This is a genomic window from Bacillus timonensis (genome assembly GCF_004799755.1).
GTDB lineage: Bacteria > Bacillota > Bacilli > Bacillales > Bacillaceae_L > Ferdinandcohnia > Ferdinandcohnia timonensis_A.
In genome coordinates, this window is the sequence record NZ_SLUB01000039.1 from 12,089 (window position 1) to 31,756 (window position 19,668).

Annotated in this window: 19 protein-coding genes; 17 read left to right on the forward strand and 2 right to left on the reverse strand. The window is 39.0% G+C overall.

Annotation, left to right across the window (positions count from 1 at the left end):
• Positions 1-77 precede the first annotated feature (77 nt).
• From dnaB to E1I69_RS17440, 17 genes are all read left to right on the forward strand, one after another.
• Complete coding sequence (gene dnaB, locus E1I69_RS17355) at positions 78-1,442, forward strand: replicative DNA helicase (RefSeq protein WP_136380822.1); 1,365 nt, start codon at positions 78-80, stop codon at positions 1,440-1,442.
• A 376-nt stretch (positions 1,443-1,818) separates the two neighbouring features.
• On the forward strand, positions 1,819-3,255 hold the full coding sequence (locus E1I69_RS17360) for a peptidoglycan DD-metalloendopeptidase family protein (protein ID WP_136380823.1): 1,437 nt from the start codon (positions 1,819-1,821) through the stop codon (positions 3,253-3,255).
• Between the two features lie 232 nt (positions 3,256-3,487).
• Complete coding sequence (gene yycF / locus E1I69_RS17365; protein WP_136380824.1) at positions 3,488-4,195, forward strand: response regulator YycF; 708 nt, start codon at positions 3,488-3,490, stop codon at positions 4,193-4,195.
• An 8-nt stretch (positions 4,196-4,203) separates the two neighbouring features.
• Positions 4,204-6,033, forward strand: coding sequence for a cell wall metabolism sensor histidine kinase WalK (gene walK / locus E1I69_RS17370; RefSeq protein WP_136380825.1), 1,830 nt, complete (start codon positions 4,204-4,206; stop codon positions 6,031-6,033).
• Positions 6,014-7,339 (forward strand): YycH family regulatory protein, encoded by a 1,326-nt coding sequence (locus tag E1I69_RS17375; RefSeq protein ID WP_136380826.1) that lies wholly within the window; start codon positions 6,014-6,016, stop codon positions 7,337-7,339. Before walK ends, E1I69_RS17375 begins: the two co-directional genes overlap by 20 nt.
• The gene (locus E1I69_RS17380; RefSeq protein WP_136380827.1) at positions 7,326-8,102 is read left to right on the forward strand and encodes a two-component system regulatory protein YycI; all 777 of its coding nucleotides are present in this window, start codon (positions 7,326-7,328) and stop codon (positions 8,100-8,102) included. The genes E1I69_RS17375 and E1I69_RS17380 overlap by 14 nt, the downstream gene beginning before the upstream one ends.
• Positions 8,103-8,108: 6 nt before the next feature.
• Positions 8,109-8,903 (forward strand): MBL fold metallo-hydrolase, encoded by a 795-nt coding sequence (locus tag E1I69_RS17385; protein ID WP_136380828.1) that lies wholly within the window; start codon positions 8,109-8,111, stop codon positions 8,901-8,903.
• 144 nt (positions 8,904-9,047) lie between these two features.
• Positions 9,048-10,130, forward strand: coding sequence for a sensor histidine kinase (locus tag E1I69_RS17390; protein WP_136380829.1), 1,083 nt, complete (start codon positions 9,048-9,050; stop codon positions 10,128-10,130).
• Positions 10,131-10,146: 16 nt separating this feature from the next.
• Entirely contained in the window at positions 10,147-10,776 is a 630-nt protein-coding gene (locus E1I69_RS17395; RefSeq protein ID WP_136380830.1) for a response regulator transcription factor, read from the forward strand.
• A gap of 147 nt (positions 10,777-10,923) precedes the next feature.
• Entirely contained in the window at positions 10,924-11,856 is a 933-nt protein-coding gene (locus E1I69_RS17400) for an ABC transporter ATP-binding protein (protein ID WP_136380831.1), read from the forward strand.
• A gap of 11 nt (positions 11,857-11,867) precedes the next feature.
• Positions 11,868-13,127, forward strand: a complete 1,260-nt coding sequence (locus tag E1I69_RS17405; RefSeq protein WP_136380832.1) for an ABC transporter permease — start codon at positions 11,868-11,870, stop codon at positions 13,125-13,127.
• A complete protein-coding gene (locus E1I69_RS17410; RefSeq protein ID WP_136380833.1) occupies positions 13,124-14,239 on the forward strand; it encodes an ABC transporter permease in 1,116 nt (371 codons plus the stop codon). Before E1I69_RS17405 ends, E1I69_RS17410 begins: the two co-directional genes overlap by 4 nt.
• A gap of 126 nt (positions 14,240-14,365) precedes the next feature.
• Positions 14,366-15,601, forward strand: coding sequence for a S1C family serine protease (locus tag E1I69_RS17415; protein ID WP_136380834.1), 1,236 nt, complete (start codon positions 14,366-14,368; stop codon positions 15,599-15,601).
• 160 nt (positions 15,602-15,761) lie between these two features.
• Entirely contained in the window at positions 15,762-15,917 is a 156-nt protein-coding gene (locus E1I69_RS17420) for a CxxH/CxxC protein (RefSeq protein WP_136380835.1), read from the forward strand.
• 93 nt (positions 15,918-16,010) lie between these two features.
• On the forward strand, positions 16,011-16,490 hold the full coding sequence (gene rlmH, locus E1I69_RS17425; RefSeq protein ID WP_136380836.1) for a 23S rRNA (pseudouridine(1915)-N(3))-methyltransferase RlmH: 480 nt from the start codon (positions 16,011-16,013) through the stop codon (positions 16,488-16,490).
• A 270-nt stretch (positions 16,491-16,760) separates the two neighbouring features.
• Entirely contained in the window at positions 16,761-16,952 is a 192-nt protein-coding gene (locus tag E1I69_RS17435; RefSeq protein WP_136380838.1) for a hypothetical protein, read from the forward strand.
• Between the two features lie 276 nt (positions 16,953-17,228).
• Positions 17,229-17,513, forward strand: coding sequence for a hypothetical protein (locus tag E1I69_RS17440; protein ID WP_136380839.1), 285 nt, complete (start codon positions 17,229-17,231; stop codon positions 17,511-17,513).
• Here E1I69_RS17440 and E1I69_RS17445 read toward each other — a convergent pair.
• Complete coding sequence (locus tag E1I69_RS17445; RefSeq protein ID WP_136380840.1) at positions 17,473-18,381, reverse strand: nuclease-related domain-containing protein; 909 nt, start codon at positions 18,379-18,381, stop codon at positions 17,473-17,475. The genes E1I69_RS17440 and E1I69_RS17445 overlap by 41 nt on opposite strands.
• A 97-nt stretch (positions 18,382-18,478) precedes the next feature.
• Positions 18,479-19,369: a hypothetical protein gene (locus E1I69_RS17450; protein ID WP_136380841.1), complete on the reverse strand. Its 891-nt coding sequence runs from the start codon at positions 19,367-19,369 to the stop codon at positions 18,479-18,481.
• Positions 19,370-19,668 lie beyond the last annotated feature (299 nt).

Here is a 19,668-nt window from a genome sequence, read left to right on the forward strand (position 1 = left end):
CTTTTTCATGTCGAAATTAGTATAATAGATAGATAGACCATAAAAATAAAGAACACAAATAAGGGAGTGGAGAATAGTTGAGTGACATTTTTGCTGATCGTATTCCTCCGCAAAATATAGAAGCAGAGCAAGCTGTTTTAGGGGCCATTTTTCTAGAGCCGAGTTCACTTACTCTTGCTTCAGAAGTATTGATTCCAGAAGACTTTTATCGGACATCTCACCAGAAGATTTTTGACGCGATGCTAAATCTCTCAGATAAAGGTGAACCGGTCGACCTTGTCACGGTTACTTCTGAGTTAGCGGATGCAAAAATTTTGGACGAAATTGGTGGAGTTTCTTACTTAAGTGAATTGGCAGGTGCTGTTCCAACCGCAGCCAATATCGAATATTATGCGAAGATCATTGAAGAGAAATCGATTTTACGACGATTGATTCGCACAGCAACGACGATTGCGACGGATGGTTATTCACGCGAAGACGAGGTTGACTCTCTTTTAAGTGAAGCCGAAAAAAATATTATGGAAGTGGCAAACCGTAAAAATGCGGGTGCATTCCAAAATATTAAAGATGTTCTTGTCCAAACCTATGATAATATTGAAACCCTTCATAATCGTGTAGGCGATATTACGGGTATACCAACAGGGTTTACAGAGCTTGACAAAATGACAGCCGGATTCCAACGAAATGATTTAATTATCGTGGCAGCCCGTCCATCTGTTGGTAAGACTGCATTCGCTCTTAATATTGCGCAAAACGTAGCAACAAAGACGGATGAGAATGTTGCCATCTTCAGTCTAGAGATGGGCGCAGAGCAGCTAGTGATGAGGATGCTTTGTGCGGAAGGAAACATCAACGCCCAAAACCTACGTACTGGCTCCTTAACACCTGAGGATTGGAGTAAGCTAACGATGGCAATGGGAAGTTTGTCAAATTCGGGAATTTATATTGATGATACCCCAGGTATTCGTGTTAATGAGATTCGCTCAAAATGCCGTAGACTTAAGCAAGAAAGTGGATTAGGGATGATTCTGATTGATTACCTTCAATTGATCCAAGGAAACGGCAGAAGCGGCGAAAATCGTCAGCAAGAAGTTTCCGAAATCTCTCGTTCCTTAAAAGCATTAGCTCGTGAATTGAAGGTTCCAGTCATTGCCTTATCCCAGCTTTCCCGTGGTGTTGAACAAAGACAGGACAAGCGTCCAATGATGTCAGATATTCGTGAATCAGGAAGTATTGAGCAGGATGCGGATATTGTCGCTTTCTTATACCGTGATGATTATTATGACAAAGAATCAGAGAATAAGAATATCATTGAAATTATTATTGCAAAGCAACGTAACGGCCCGGTAGGAACAGTTTCGCTGGCTTTCGTAAAAGAATATAATAAATTCGTCAATCTCGAACGAAGGTTTGACGACGCTGGTATTCCGCCAGGAGCGTAAAAAGGACGTATCACAATTGTGATACGTCCCTTTTTAGTCTATGTCATTTTATCTATGAAATATGTTAAATGGATGCCTTTAGAAGTAGGAAATCGACAGAAAGTGCGCAGTTCTATAAGTGGAAAGACCCAAGTCTATGCCAGAATCCTACAAATTTTGTGTAAAAAAATGGAAGTAATACTACAATTATATTACATATTGGAAACTAGTATACTATTTTTCAAATTCTATGGTAAATTAATAAAGTATAAAATAGAGAGATTTGTCGAACTATCGAATACGTCTTGGCGTATTTTGTAAGATAACGCTTTTCAACTCACAGGGTGAGAGGAACGAGTATTTCGGACAAGCAACCTTTGTTCAGGGAGGAAAGAACGTGTCAAATCAAAATAATAATAAAAAAGCACCAAGAACATACATGACTTTATTTAAACGAGTGGCCATTACATCTGTTGCACTTTCAACACTTGTGTTTGGAACAGTATCGGCGGATACAAAAATTCAAACCGTGTATCACATATACATAGATGGCAAAAGAATTGGAACAGTCGATTCCAAAAATGTTGTAGAAAAAGCAATTGATCAAAAAGTAGACTCTTTAAAGGATCAATATCAAGGGCTAGACCTAATCGCAGATAATGTATCCGTAATTGAAGAACAAGCCTTTTATCCTACTTTTAATAATAGTACGACTGCAAAGAAGTTAGAAACAGAACTTGAAATTGCAGCGGAAGCCAAAGCTATTACTGTTGACGGAGAGCCAGTTGCTTATCTTAAAAATGAGGAAGAAGCAAATGAAGCTCTTAAACAATTAAAATTACAATATGTAAGTGAAGAAGAGTTGCAGGAGCTCGAAGCTAGAGCAACCTCAAAAGAACCTTTACCAGCGTTAGCTGAAGGACTATCTCGTTTATTAGACGTTTCGTTCGTAGAAAAGGTTTCAATTTCTGACGAAAAAATTTCACCTGATCAGGTTCATAGTCCTGCTGATACGGTTACATTGCTTCAAAAGGGAACTTTAGAGGAGAAAAAGTATCAGGTCAAAGAGGGAGATGTACTAGGCTCTATCGCAGTTGACCATGATTTGAAAACTGCTGAATTACTAGCATTAAACCCAGGGATGACCGAAGATACTTTGCTTCAAATCGGACAAGAGTTAAATGTAACAGCATATAAACCATTTTTAACAGTTGTTGTTAAAAAGGAGCAAAACAAAAAAGAAACCATTAAGTTTGAAACAAAGGTAAACGAAAATTCAGATATGTTTAAAGGTGACAGAAAAGTAACTCAAGAAGGTCAAGATGGTGAAAAGACTGTTCACTATGAATATAAAATCATCAATGGTGTGACAGCTGAAACAAATAAGCTTGGTGAGTCCATCATCAAGGAACCAATAACGGAGATCATCGAAAAAGGAACCAAGGTTGTTCCATCTCGAGGATCTGGTCAGCTTGCATGGCCGACAGTTGGCGGTTATATTTCTAGTCATGTTGGATATAGATGGGGAAGACTTCATAAAGGACTTGACATTGCAAGACCAAGCAATTATGCGATAAAGGCAGCTGACAATGGTACGGTTGTAGAAGCTGGTTATGATGGAAGCTTCGGTAACAAAGTTGTGATTAACCATAACAATGGAATGAAAACCATTTATGCACACATGTCTTCTATTCATGTAAGTGTGGGGCAAACTGTATCAAGAGGTCAACAAATTGGTGTAATGGGATCAACAGGAAACTCTACAGGAACTCACTTGCATTTTGAATTATATATAAATGGGGCTCTGAAAAACCCGTTAGAATATCTAAACTAATTCAGACTAAAACCTTCAGCATGATGCTGGAGGTTTTTTCATAAGTATAAAGAATAACAAAGGCGGAAAAGGAAAGGACAAACGTCCTAAATCAGCGTTTTTTTCACACTTACTAATGATATACCTCCCTTTTTCTGCTAAAGTTAAAGATAAAGGAGCAAAATAACAAGAACGATTCGAACTATATAAATGAACCCAGATAAATTATTTCAAAGTGAAGGAGTAATGGCCAATGGAAAAAGTAATTCTTGTAGTGGATGATGAGAAACCAATTGCAGATATCTTGCAATTTAATCTAGAAAAAGAAGGATATAAGGTAGTTTGTGCTTATGACGGCAATGAGGCCTTAGAAAAGGTAGAAGAGGTGGAGCCTGACCTTATTCTTCTCGATATCATGCTGCCCCATAAGGATGGTATGGAAGTATGTCGTGAAGTACGAAAAAAACATGATATGCCAATTGTCATGTTGACAGCAAAGGATTCAGAAATTGATAAAGTATTGGGTCTTGAACTGGGGGCTGATGATTATGTCACCAAGCCGTTTAGTACAAGAGAACTGCTTGCACGGGTAAAAGCAAATCTACGTAGACACCAACAAATTTCTGAGGCAGTTAGCCAGGATACAACAAGTGAAATAGCAGTAGGTTCACTTGTCATCCATCCCGATGCCTATGTAGTAAGTAAACGTGGTGAAACGATTGAATTAACACATCGTGAATTTGAACTCTTGCATTATTTGGCGAAACACTTAGGTCAAGTCATGACAAGAGAACATTTATTACAAACCGTATGGGGTTATGACTATTTTGGAGATGTACGAACAGTAGACGTTACCGTCCGCCGTTTGCGTGAAAAAATTGAAGACAGTCCAAGCCATCCAACATGGATTGTGACGAGACGTGGAGTTGGCTATTATTTACGAAACCCTGATCAGGAGTAAAGCCGAACATGAGACGACTAGGTTTTTTTCAGTCCATTCACATTAAATTTGCACTTATTTATTTGCTGCTCATTTTAATTGCCATGCAAATAATCGGTGTATATTTTATTGGGAAACTGGAGTTACGATTAGTAGAAAATTTTAAAGTATCGTTAAATGAGCGCGTCAATATGTTAGCGTTTAGTATGGAACAGGAAATGATTAAGGAGCGAGAGGATCCATCAACTTTAGAAAAGGATATCCGGAATATTTTAAGAGACTATGAGTCAGAGGATATTCAGGAAATCCAGGTAATTGATAATAAAAGCCGTGTAATAGGAAACTCAGATCCGTATAGTCAAGGTGTCGTTGGACGAAAATCGAATATAGATTTGGTCAAACGTACGTTATTATTAGGTGACAGTCTAGATGATGTCCGTCGACAGGGATATGACCGCGTATATATATCTTCAACACCGATTCGCTCGAATGGAGATACAATTGGTGCCATTTATTTAAAGGCACGGATGGAAAATGTCTATGATGATATAAAAGAAATTAACGATATTTTTGTAACAGGAACAGGGATTGCAATGGCGATTACCGCAATTCTAGGTATTTTTGTTGCTCAGACTATTACAAGACCTATTTCTGCAATGAGGAAGCATGTAGTGGAATTAGGCAAAGGGAATTATTCGAAGAAGGTAAAGGTGTTTGGTCAAGATGAGATTGGCCAATTGGCCATGACTTTTAATAATTTATCCAGCAAAATACAGGATGCACAGGCGACAACAGAAGGTGAACGTCGGAAGCTTTCTTCGGTATTAACACATATGACAGATGGAGTTATTGCCACTGACAAAAAGGGTAGAGTCATATTAATAAATACACCTGCAGTCAATATGCTGGATGTTTCACGTGAAACAGTTCTTAATGAATCCATTGTATCTGTCTTAGGCTTAGACGAGCAATACACGTTTGAGCAGCTTGTTCACGATATTGATACAGAAATACTTGATTTTAGTACCCATAAAAAGCAATACATTATAAAGGTTAGCTTTTCGGTTATTAAGAAGGAGTCAGGCTTTATTAATGGGTTAATTGCTGTTCTATATGATGTAACCGAGCAGGAAAAAATTGAAAGTGAACGAAGAGAGTTCGTAGCGAATGTTTCCCACGAACTAAGAACGCCATTAACGACCATGCGCAGTTATCTTGAAGCACTAGCAGATGGTGCCTGGAAGGATGAAAAAATTGCACCGCAATTTTTAAATGTGACACAAACTGAAACCGAGCGGATGATTCGACTCGTGAATGATTTACTTAAACTATCAAAACTTGATAGCAAGGACTACAAATTCTCAAAGGAACTCATTAATTTCACTAAATATTTTCATCGGATTATTGACCGTTTTGAAATGTCGAAGGAGCAGCACGTTTCATTCGTCCGTAATTTACCAGAGAAGTCAATTTATCTAGAATTGGATCCGGATAAAATTACACAGGTACTTGATAATGTCATATCAAATGCATTGAAATATTCTCCAGAGGGCGGAACGGTCATTTTCGGATTGACTGAGGCTAATAATGAAATTGTGATAAGTGTGGGTGACCAGGGTGTTGGCATCCCTAAGGATAACATTAATCGTATTTTTGACCGGTTTTACAGGGTGGATAAAGCGCGAACTCGTAAGTTAGGGGGAACTGGGTTAGGACTCGCTATCGCCAAAGAAATGGTCGTTGCTCATGGAGGTAGGATTTGGGCTGAAAGTGAAGAAGGGGTTGGAACAACTGTTTTCTTTACTCTACCAACTGATGGAAATCAAGAGGGGCTAGAGGATGAATGGGATGAAGTATGAATCAATTAAAACAACCATATTAATCATCTTGGTGCTTTCAAGCATTGTTCTGACTTGGACTTTGTGGACTTATCAACCCCAATATAAGGACCTGCCAGCAGACGATTTAGTTGAGGAAGTAACGGAAAATGTTTCAAAGGAGACACCCTCGATTATTAAACCAAGTAAAGTTCTCTATCACATTGAGGGCAGGCATTTTGGAACCTTTAGTGAGACAGAACTAAACCGAGTGATGAAAGCGATCAGGACCTGGGAGATTCAAGATGTTGAAAACATTACACATACTGTTCAAGAAGATGGTTTAGCGGACTTTTTGAGTCGAAATGAACATGTTGAAATTTTCTTCCCAGATTCCTTTCCTTTGCAACTATATAAATCATTTTTAAAAATTAATGATAAAGAACATTCGTTGATTTCATTTGATCGATTTGTCATTGATGTCGATTCAGAGAATCGTGAAGAGGGCACCGTGTACTTTGTGTCAACAGGTGAAAACTTGGTATATGAGGGCCGGATTAATAGCAGGTTTACAGATGACTTTAGAAAAAGTTTCTATAATACGGCGACGAGATATCCTGAGCAAATTGAATATTCACTTTCAGAAACGAATTCGGTTTATTTGCCAAAGGATGAGACAGTTATAAATCGTCTTGATTATTTTACCGATACAATCAATGTCAAAACCTTTGTTGAACGCTTATTTACGGATTCCGACATTGTAAAAGGAGATAGACTTTCTACAGGAGAGGTTCATACAGATGGAACAAGACTTCTTAGAGTCTACAACAATGAGAAGTACATTGAATTCATTAATCCAACGAGAATGAGTGGAAATCAGTCAGATACGACAGATTTAATTCAGACAAGTATTGATTTTGTTAATGAACATGTGGGCTGGACAGATGACTACCGCTTTTTTAGCTGGAATAAAGAGAACCAAACGACAGTGTTTAAATTATATGTTAAAAACATTCCTGTCTTTAATCAAAATGGTCTAGTGGATATCACACAACAATGGGAAAATAATGAGATTGTGAAGTATGACCATCCATCGGTAAGCCTACAAATTGGTTTGCCTCCGAGCCCGACGAAACTTAAAAAGGGTGAATTGGTAATGGAGTCAATCACCTCTATGCGGAATTTTAATCCTGAGCTGCTTGAAAGTGTTTCAGTTGCATATGAGTTAAAGGAGAATGAAAATAATTCCCAATTTGTTTCACTTCAACCGAATTGGTTCTATAGGTATAATGGAAATTGGGAAAAGGTCGCTGAGAATATAGGGGGTCGTGAAGATGGATTGGAGTAAAACCAAGTCTGTATTTATCATTACCTTCCTGATTCTAAATATCTTTTTAGGGTATCAGCTTGTTCAGAAAAGGGATAATAGCCAACTCGATGCCATTGCGGAACGTACTATCGATGAGAAGCTAGCGGATGAAGAAATTACGTATGAAGCTTTGCCGAAGGAACCGAAGGAATTAAGTTATATCAGTGGCAAGGTACAGATTTTTTCAGTGGACGATGTCAAAAAACTTAAAAACCAAGAGGTTAACATAGAAACCGCTGGGGTATTAAGGGGCAAACTTAGTGACCCTATTAAAATATCGTTAACAGACCAGGTGAAAATACATCAATTTGTGAAGGATCATTTGCTAGATGGTGAGAAGTATATCGTTTGGAGTGTGAATGAAGAGACAGGGACGATTGTTTTGGTTCAACAACATAACAATTACAAGATCTTTGATCCGTCTCTAAATATTAGTGGGGTTATTTACTTATATGTAAATGATGAACATGAAGTCGTATCCTATGAACAAACCTTAATTTCTGATTTTGAAGAGCATAAGTTAGAAGAGTTAATTTCGCCTATCAAAACCTTAGAAAATCTTTATGATAATTACCATATAAAATCAGGCAGCCATGTGTCTAAAGTGGAAATTGGGTATTACCCACTCGTTCCAAATTCTGAATCACAGCTATTAGCACCGACGTGGCATGTTGTGATTGATGAGGAGATAGAAATTTACGTAAATGCCATTGAAGGTCAAATTCTTAATAAGACGGAGTGAATGATTATGGGGTTGCATTTTAGTGTGCTCGCAAGTGGGAGCACAGGAAATGCGTTCTATGTTGGGACAGACAAGCATTCCTTGCTTGTAGATGCAGGGTTAAGTGGGAAACAACTAGAACTTTTATTTAAAGAAATCAAAAAAGAAATTAAGCATCTTTCAGGCATCCTTGTGACTCATGAGCATAATGACCACATAAAAGGGCTTGGTGTACTCGCAAGAAAGTACAAGCTTCCCATCTATGCGAATGAAAAGACATGGAAGGCAATGGAGCACAATATTGGAGAAATCCCGACAGAGCAAAAGTTCATTTTTCAAATGGGGACGGTCAAGACATTTGGAAATATAGATGTTGAATCATTCGGTGTTTCCCATGATGCAGCCGAACCGATGTTTTACGTATTCCATCATGAGGGGAAAAAGGTTGTTGTCATTACGGATACAGGCTATGTCAGTGATAGAATGAAGGGCACGATTGAAAATGCCGATGCCTATGTGTTCGAAAGCAACCATGATGTGTCAATGCTTCAAATGGGTCATTATCCATGGAGCATCAAACGCCGTATTTTAAGCGATGTCGGGCACGTTTCAAATGAGGATGCAGCACTCGCAATGTCAGATGTAATTGGAGACCGCACGAAACGAATCTATTTGGCACATTTAAGTAAGGATAATAACTTAAAAGAATTAGCACGTATGTCAGTTAAGCAAACCCTGGAAAGCAAGGGGTATATGGTTGGAGAACAATTTGATCTGTATGATACCGATCCGAAAGTTCCAACGAAGCTTGCATATGTGTAATGAAAATAGCCCAAGGATTTATGCTAAGGCGCATTGGAATAGAAGCTCATTTGATTTTGATCAGATGGGCTTTTTGTTTTGGAAAAAACTTGCCGTACCCATAATTTTCTAGTAACTTGAAACTAGGATGAAAGTGGGGATGATATGAAAGCTTTTGTTTTGCGGACAGCGGGTATAATGGTGCTTTGGGCGTTATTTTTTATTCATGAAAAGTCAGTCCCATCCGCGTATTCAATTATGATTTGTGCGGCAGTCCTGACATTCTATTTTTTTCTAAAGATTTCACCTAATCCAGTTTATTTATATGGGGGAATAACGGGACTTCTATTGATGCTTGGGGTTGTTGAAGGAGGAAACTCATTTACCTACATATTATGGATGTATGTTGTCATGTTAGCAGCAAATCAGTTAGAAAGTAAACTATTTAAATGGTTCGGGGCTATAACGGTAGTGGCTTTATTGGGCTTGTTTTTTTTAATGGAAATGGACTTATTCGTGTATGTTTTTATACTCTTATTCTATCTTCTTACGCTTCAGGTTAATGAATTGTGGACTAAGCGGGAGGAACAGCAAAGCCTATATGAAGAATTGCTTGGGGAATATCGAAAGGTAAAAAGGGTCGCTCTAGTTACAGAGGAGGAAGCGCGCTATCAGGAAAGGACCAAGATTGCAAGGGACATTCATGATTCGGTTGGGCATAAGCTTACAGCACTACTTATGCAGTTAGAGATTCTTTCAATCCAACAAGGTCCAGAACATTACAATGAGTTAAAGGAATTGGCAAAAGAAAGTTTAGAAGAAACCCGATTTGCCGTTAGAACCTTAAAAGACAGGGAGCATGAAGGAATTGCAACAATTTTGCAGTTGATTAAAAAGCTAGAGGCAGAAAGTCATATCATGGTTCAGTTTACAACAAAGCAAGGTATTCTTTCAGAGCGACTCACGAATCAACAAAGTGTAGTGCTCTATCGTGTGATACAGGAAGGACTAACAAATGCCATGCGACACGCTCACTCGCGTGAAGTTCAGGTGGTACTAGGAAAAACAGCAGACGGACATATGGAGTTTGTCGTTAAAAATCGAATTTATAAAAAGGAACCATTTCAAGAGGGATTTGGGCTATCAAATATGCGAAAACGTGTTGAGGAATTAGATGGAATACTAACAGTCTATCAAACGGATGAACAGTTTGTGATCAAAGGAATATTACCGTTGGAGAAACTGTAAAGGCGGGGAAATAAACATGTTGAATGTGTTGATTGTAGAGGACCAATCGATTGTGAGACAAGGCTTGAAGCTGATGCTACAACAGGACGAGCAAATACGGGTAGTAGCAGAAGCTGAAAATGGGGAAGAGGCCATCAACAAGATGGAGAGCCATGTTATTGATGTTGTGCTAATGGATATCCGTATGCCGGTTATGAATGGCCTTGAAGCGACGAGAAAGATTAAGGAATGTTGGCCAAATGTGAAGATTTTAATCCTCACGACTTTTAATGATGATGAATATGCAATCCAGGCATTAAAATATGGTGCCAATGCATTTCTATTAAAAACATCAGATCAACAGACATTGATTCATGCTGTTCATAGCTGTTTTCAAGGGGGACTGCCGATTCATGAAGAGGTCGTGGCAAAGGTCATGCCGAGATTATTACATAAAGTGGAGAAAAAGCTTGAATTGCCTTTGTCCGCCCGGGAGTTGGATATTACAAGATTAGTAGGGGAAGGAAAGACAAATAAAGAAATCGCAGATCAATTATACTTATCGATTGGTACGGTAAAAAACCATATTACACAGATTTTGCAAAAGTTAGAGCTTCGGGACCGGACGCAGTTAGCGATTTTTGCTGTAAAAAATGATATTACGTAAGACTTAAGGGGTGTCCAAACAAAAGGGTCAGCCCTTTTTTAATGGAAATATGACTCAAGTCATGTTTTTTACATAAACAAGTGACTGGAGATAGTGCTGTATAGAGAAAGTAAAGTCTATGATGGAAGTATAAAGGAGGCTGACGGGATGTTAGAGATTATTGATTTATCGAAGAAATACAAACAAAAATTTGCGGCACAAGGGATAAATATGTTTTTGGAGAAGGGCGAGATTATCGGGCTACTAGGTCCAAATGGTGCAGGGAAATCGACGACAATTTCGATGTTGTCATCATTGGTTGTTCCGACTTCTGGGGATGTACGGTTAATGAACGAAAGCACGATCAAACATCCACAGAATATCCGTAAAATTTTAGGAGTGGTTCCACAGGAAATTGCCCTTTATACGGATTTATCAGCGGAAGAAAATTTGCGTTTTTTTGGAGAGATATATCGATTAAAGGGTGCTGAGTTGAAGCAGCGAATCGAAGAGGTATTGGAGCAAATTGGCTTAACCGATCGAAGAAAGGATCTCGTAAAGACCTTTTCGGGTGGTATGAAAAGAAGGCTAAATATTGGAGTGGCCCTGTTGCATAATCCAGACATCATCATTATGGATGAGCCGACGGTTGGGATTGACCCACAATCGCGAAACTATATTCTTGAAACAGTAAAGCGGCTGAACAAAGAACGGGGAATGACCGTTTTATATACGAGTCATTACATGGAGGAAGTCGAGTTCTTATGTGACCGGATTTATATTATGGATAAAGGTCATATTATTGCATCTGGTACAAAGGAAGAGTTAAAGAATATTTTATCCTCTGAAAATACGATTTCTATTAAGGTAGAACGGGCAAATGTGGAATTTATTCAATTGCTTGAAGCAGATTCGACCGTTCGTCAAGTAAAGGTGCAGGATCGTGATGTTACGGTTATTGTTCCAAAGGAGTATAACCTGTTCCAAAAAATCTCCCAATTCGCTGAAGAATCGGGGACAGCACTAATTTCAGTTGAAGTAAAAGCACCGACACTTGAAGATGTCTTTCTGCATCTGACAGGTAGAGCGCTCAGAGACTAGGGGGTGAAGCGATGATTATTCCATTTATAAAAAAAGATCTATTAGTGTTGCTACGGAATCCACAGGAACTACTCGTTTTAGTTCTAATGCCACTCATCCTTATTGCCATTCTTGGCTTTGCTTTAGGTGGGGTTATGGCAGGTGATACAACATCTATTTCAGCTAAGGTCGCTTTCATTGACCATAGTGATGAACAAAAGGACATCGATAATTTTGTCCACAAAGTAAAGGCAAAAGGAATGCTACAGGAGGCAGAAACGGCATTAATTCAGGGAGCGGATCAGCTACGCCCTATTCAGATTTTGCTGGAGGAAGTGTTTGGGAGTAAGGAATTAAAAGAAATTGTCGAGCTTGAGCAAGTGAAGCCCGAGCAATTGGATGAACTTAAAAAAGATGACCAGTATTCAGCTGTCATTGAGATACCTGAGAATTATACATTTGAAGTTCTTTCTTCCGCATTACTTGATGAGCCTGCTACAGCAACAATTAAACTTTATAAAAATGAAGGAAAAGAGATATCTCCAAAAGTAGTGGAGGATGTACTAGTAAATTTTCAAAAGCAAATGACTTCTATGACTGTCGTTGGTAAAGCGGGAATCCAGTTAGAAGCAGTTGGAAGTGCAAAGGTAGGAGATATTGAAACGGTATCAGAACGAGAGCCAATCAACTCCCTGCAATACTATTCCGTCGGCATGAGTGTAATGTTTATTATGTTTATTGCTTCTCATTTAGGTTCATTTGCCTACCGAGAAAAGCAGTTGCAGGTCTATAATCGAATTATTTTATCCAATACATCAAGATGGTCATATTTGGGAGGCATCTTTCTCTCGGTTATGGTTATTTCGATTGTTCAGCAAGCGATTTTATACGGAGTTACTTCTCTGATATTTAATGTGGTTTGGAAGGATCTTGTCGGGTTTTTCCTAGTTAATTTATCATTAAGCTTTGCCATTGGTGGTGTAGGGGCATTGTTGACTGCATTAAATTTCCGAATTGACTCAGAAGGTGTGTCAAACTTTTTTGGGAATGTAATAGTTGCTATTTTTGCCTTTTTAGGTGGTAGTTTTACGCCAATTGGTGAAACTTCACCGTTCATCGGGATATTGGGCAATTTCACGCCGAATGGTGCAGGGATGACTGCCTTATTGCAATTGCTGCAAGGAGTAGAGCTTTCGGAGATTGATCATCATATCTTTTATTTGATTGGATTTGGTTTAGTAATGTTAACAGCGGCTGTTTTTAGTTTTCCGAAAAGAGGTGATGCTATATGATAAGTATTTTACAGGCAAAGTTTAAATTATTTTTGAGAAAGCCAATGCTTATGATTGGCATGACCGTGATGAGTATTGTATTCGCCTTATTATTAGGTGCTGCAAATTATACAAATATCAATATACCCGTTTATACAGATATTGAAAACATAGAGGAAACGACGCTCTGGAAGGATTTAACACAGTCGCAAAGTTTTGAGTTTAAACCAGTTACGGAAGACGAAGCTAAGAAAATGGTCAGTGAAGGTGATGCTGAGGCTGCGGTGAAGCTAGAGGAGGACTCCTACACAATTGTTGTTGTGACAAAGACGTCGTCTAACCTTCATTTATTAGAAAGCTATCTTCAGACCTTTTATGGGGACCTTTTACTGGAAGATAAAATTAAAGAGGCAACCGCTGCAAGTGGTCAGATCGATTCCAATGCCGTTTTAGATGAATTAAAAGAAAAGGAAGAGAATCCATTATTCAAGATTCAGGCTGCTTCTTTCCGTGGTGATGATGCCGTGATTATTGATAACCAGCTACAGACGATTTTTGGATTTACCTTATTCTTTGTCATTTATACGATCTCCTATAATGTCCACAACATTTTACAGGAAAGAATGTGGGGAGTCTGGGACCGGATGATTTTATCCCCATTAAAAAAATGGCAGATGTACGCGGGCAACTTAGTGTATAGCTTCCTCATGGGATACGTTCAGGTTGCTCTTATCTTTTTCGTGTTCCGCTATGGGGTTGGGGTGGACTTTTACGGGGGATTCGGAAAAACATTAATTGTGTTAATCCCATATGTGTTCTCAATTGTTGCGTTGGCGCTGTTTTTAGTCAGTGTAGTAAAAAGTACGCAGCAATTCAATGCGATTATTTCACTGATATCGGTCTCTTTATCAATGCTTGGTGGTGCATATTGGCCATTGGAAATTGTTAGCTCAGACTTTTTATTGATGGTATCTGATTTTGTGCCAATTAAACATGCGATGGAAGGATTAAAAGCAGCTACCATTTATGGAGCACCAATTAGTGAATTACTCTATCCAATCAGTATTCTGACTTTAATGGGAGTGGTGCTAATCGGAATCGGAATAAATGTGATGGAACGAAAAAACGTATAATCTTGGATTTGGAAAAGGTAGGGGTGATTAGCTCCTGCCTTTTCTTCGTCTAGAGCACGGTCATGATTTACATAAAATATGGGTAAAATTGAAGATAAACGATCTTTTTAAAGGAGAATTGGCGGTATGGGGTATTATGATCAAGATTATGTAAATCAGAGATCCAAACGAAGAGGTCGCGGCGGCTGGTTTTTTTCAGCATTAATGGGAGCCGTCATTGGAGCGTTGCTTGTTATTGTTTTATTACCGACATTATCTAAGTTTCATTTACTTCCATACGAGGAGAATGCTACTACTCCCGATGAGGTAAACGGACTAGATGATGTGGAGAAAAAAGCACCGGCAACAGGAGAGAGTGTACAGCAGACAATTAACGTTAACGTGACGTCTGAAATCACTGATGCTGTGAATCGGGTAAATGAAGCTGTCGTAGGAATTGTTAATCTTCAGCAAACGAATTTTTGGTCGGAGGAGTCTACTGCAGCAGGTACAGGCTCAGGAGTTGTCTATAAAAAAGGAAATGGCAAGGCATTTATTGTTACAAATCACCATGTCATTGAAGGGGCTTCGGATATAGAGGTTAGCTTAAGTGATGGCTCAAGGGTGAAGGGACAATTACTTGGGAGTGATATTTGGACGGATTTGGCGGTCATTGAAATTGACGGGAGTCATGTAGAAAAGGTTGCTCAATTTGGGAACTCCGATACTATTAATCTGGGGGAGCCGGTCATTGCCATTGGAAACCCATTGGGACTTGAATTTTCCGGGTCCGTTACACAAGGCATTATTTCTGGCTTAAATCGGACGATTCCAGTTGATATTAATCAGGATGGAGTGCCAGATTGGAATGCCGATGTCATGCAAACAGATGCGGCAATTAATCCAGGGAATAGCGGAGGGGCCCTTGTGAACATCAAGGGTGAAGTCATTGGAATCAATTCAATGAAAATTGCACAGGAAGCGGTTGAAGGAATTGGTCTATCGATTCCGATTACAAGTGCAAAGCCCATTATTGAGGATCTTGAACTATACGGTGAGGTGAAACGACCATTTATGGGAGTGGGACAACTTCGGTCACTAAGTGAAATTTCCTCCTACCATCGTGGACAAACCTTACATCTACCAAATGAGGTAACAGAAGGAGTAGCTATTTTAGAAGTGTTACGAAATACACCGGCATCGAAAGCGGGATTGCGCGAGCTTGATGTTATTGTAGAACTAGATGGTGACAAAATTACATCGGTGGTAGAACTAAGAAAGCATTTATATAAAAAATCAGTAGGCGACAAAATGGAGGTCACCTTTTATCGAGCGGGCGAAAAGCAAAAGGTGACCATCCAATTGGCTAGAGAATCAATGTAGGTCCAAAACAGGAGAGTGAGAATTCTCCTGTTTTTTTATGGACAAAATAATGTGCTAAAATGGGTAAGATAAGAACATGTGGATAAGAAAAAAATAAACAGAAAAGTTATACCCATTATTCCCAAGTGGTTGTGGGTAAGATAGTTGGAGGAAGAAGAAAATGATTAAATGTTGTGAAGAGCATATTGAATTAGCGTTGGATATCGTGGTGGATGAACATGAGGTTGCACCAATTATGACGAAAATAGAAGATGAAAACTTATCAACAACCTGTGAATTTTGTCAAAATAAGGCGGTATATATTGTGGGGAACTAATATTCTCATACAAGATGTGGATAGAAAATGTGGATATGTGGATAACTTCTGTGGATAGTTTGTTTGTAAAATGTGAGTGGAGTGGGGATAACTGTGAACATCACAATTGTGACAATTGGAAAGTTAAAAGAAAAATACTTGATTCAAGGGATCAATGAATACCTAAAACGATTAACAGCATACGCAAAAGTGGAAATCGTGGAGCTTGCTGACGAAAAAGCACCGGAAAATCTAAGTGAGACCGAGATGGAGCAGGTAAAGCAAAAAGAGGGAGAACGGATTCTTGCAAAGCTATCAGATGATACGCATGTCATTGCTTTAGCGATTGAGGGCAAAATGAAATCGTCCGAGCAACTGGCAGCGGATATTGACAACCTAGCAACCTACGGAAAAAGTAAAATTGCCTTCGTCATTGGAGGTTCTCTAGGATTAAGCAAGGATGTCATGAAGCGGGCAAATGATACGTTGTCATTTTCAAAAATGACGTTTCCACATCAGTTGATGAGGCTGATATTGGTGGAGCAGGTGTATCGGGCTTTTAGGATTATTAGGGGGGAACCTTATCATAAATAAAGGCGGTTTTTTATATCGGTTCGGTTCAACTTCGGACAAGGAAGATTCGTAGAAGCGAGGTGGTGTCAGAAGGCGAGCGAACTTCGGACAGGGAAGAGTCGGAGAAGGAAGATGGTGTCCGAAGGCGAGCGAACTTCGGACAAGGAGTAGTCGGAGAAGCAAGGTTGTGTCCGAAGGCGAGCAAACTTCAGACAAGGAAGAGTCGTAGAAGCAAGGTTGTGTCCGAAGGCGGTTCAACTTCGGACAAGGAGTAGTCGGAGAGGCAAGGTTGTGTCCGAAGGCGAGCAAACTTCAGACAAGGAAGAGTCGGAGAAGGAAGATGGTGTCCGAAGGCGAGCAAACTTCGGACAAGGAGTAGTCGGAGAGGCAAGGTGGTGTCCGAAGGCGAGCGAACTTCGGACAAGGAAGAGTCGGAGAGGCAAGGTGGTGTCTGAAGGTGGTTCAACTTCAGACAAGGAGTAGTCGGAGAGGCAAGGTTGTGTCTGAAGGTGGTTCAACTTCGGACAAGGAAGAGTCGGAGAGGCAAGGTTGTGTCCGAAGGCGAGCGAACTTCAGACAAGGAAGAGTCGGAGAGGCAAGGTGGTGTCTGAAGGTGGTTCAACTTCGGACAAGGAGTAGTCGTAGAAGCAAGATGGTGTCCGAAGGCGAGCAAACTTCGGACAAGGAGTAGTCGTAGAAGCGAGGTGGTGTCCGAAGGCGAGCGAACTTCGGACAAGGAGTAGTCGGAGAGGCAAGGTTGTGTCCGAAGGCGAGCGAACTTCAGACAAGGAAGAGTCGGAGAAGGAAGATGGTGTCCGAAGGCGAGCGAACTTCGGACAAGGAAGAGTCGTAGAAGGAAGATGGTGTCCGAAGGCGAGCGAATTTCAGACAGGGAAGAGTCGGAGAAGGAAGGTGGTGTCTGAAGTTAAGCAATACTCGGACAATGATCGCCAAATAAATAGGATTGTGTCCGACGAAATGGCTATCATCCAAATGAACAATATTAAATATAATAGGAATCACTTGTTTTTCCAACTGCCGTAAAGTTTTTCTTTAGTACCCTGCAAAATGTCCTTTTTGTTAAATCTACGTTGCACCACTCATAAATGTTTGTAGTCGTAATCTTTCGTTCAGGAAATAGTAGCTTAAATTCCTTAACGTTCCGTAGTATGGTGTCTTCTACAGTTTCGTTCTCCCCGCACTTAGCGCAAACAAAAAAATGGTTTTGTAAAGATACCAGAAAAGAACTACAAAATTTGCAATAAATTTTCTTTTTTAGTTGTTCATATTGATACTTTGGTACCTGTGAATATGGATTATTAGTACGATGTAAAGAAATTAATTGTTTAGCTAACTTTTCGTGCCCTGCATTCAACTTAGAGGATGTACTATTTAAATTTCTAAAAAAATGGTTAACCTGATTGGGAAGAATAACGGGTTGATCTATTTGTGCGTTGTATAAAGTGAATTCGGGGTTAATAAAGATAACAGAGGCTTCAACGAGGAAATTAAGCTTAAGGTCACGGAGTAGCTGACGAAATTGTGAAGTACATTTATTTAATTGTTCGATCGGATTTTTATATTCACGACCGGTTTTAACAGCGTAAAATCTATCCTTTTCCAGGCAAAAGTCCCCTTCGAAATTTTTCACATCCAACAGTCGAATGACTTCCTGTGAAATAAGCGTTGTATCAATTTGAAAATAGGAATTGTTTAATTTTAGCAGCAAGTCATTGATCAAATATCTTTCTTCTTGAAGACATTCTGCCTTCCGGTCAAATGCCACCTCACCTTCATAACCTTTTTCCAAGTTAAAATAATGTAACTTTTCTTCTTGTGTTAACTCCATTCGAGTGTATAAGGATCGCATTTTCAATAATTCATCTGATTCTGTTCTTTCTTTAACTATCATAGGCCACTTCCTTTCAACTTTGAATTAAATAGAAAAGGTACTGATTTAATAGAATCAGTACCTGTCAAACCCATAACAGGAGTGACAGGCACTTTTCTTATTTCTTGAAAAAATTTACCCCATCGGAAGTTTTTAGCCCTTCGTGTTTTATCGAGACAGGATACTTAAGTCTTTCTCCTTTAGACGGATAAATACCATTAGTGTGATACCAGTACCACGTTTGATCTCCATTTTTATTACAGATAACTCCGCTCAATTTCATGCCAGGTGAAATGAATTCATAAGGAAGACCTTTAATGTAATAGGTGCAATTGGTTCTTACCTCACTCAAAACAACTCTTTCACCTATTATGCTAGTTACTTTAAATGAGCTATCTACTTGATTAGTATATTGGTTAAATTTCTGCTTAAGACGGTTTATATCTTGTTCAAGATTCCAGTCATCGTGATGAATTCGTGGGAAGTCTTTTAAGAAAATCCAATTTATGAACCGTTCACAGATTTTTAATTCAGAATAAGCTTCTGTTGCAAATTCCTCGACTGATGGAAACCAAGTCGTGCCATTGCGTTTATCTAGCCAACGGGCAAACTTTTTTAATTGGTATAGAAAGTTTTCTACTTCTTGTTCGTTTGGTGAGAGTTTGATGTGGTCAGGATAAAAGGAAAAGATGAGGACTTCCCAAAAGGAGGACGGACACTGTTTCCATGATGGTGGACAATCATCTTCTAAATAATGGGTCATGTAATTTGAAATGATGCGAAGGAACTCATTGCGATTTTTTTCAGAAGGTTTTTCTTTCTTGTAGGTAATAAAGTCTTTTCCGTAATATTCAAAGAGACCGCGATACCTCATTTCAAATTCAGAACTAATAGCTAAATCCCTCAATAATTGCTGACGTTCTTCAGGACTTGCAAATTCGTGTACTCTTACACTTACTTCCGGACCGTTTTTATTCCGGGTGTGTTTTTTTTTGAATCTGTTTGACATAAAAAGAATCAACTCACTTTCAGATTTTGGAGTGTTAAGTTATCAAAATGAGTAAACAAGAATGTAGGTCATGCTCCCATTTACTCTTTTATTTTAATGAGTTGGAATTTCTTTCGCAATATACTTTTTACAAAAAATAACATTTAACTATATATATGGTGAGTATAGTAAGTATAGAGATTATGTTGTTAGGTTGGTGCGTTGAACCGTTACACAAGTATGTGCAAATACTTTTAAGATAGAGTGGTAAAGCCCAATTGTTTGGGTCAATTTATATTTGTTTGTGTATCTCCATTATA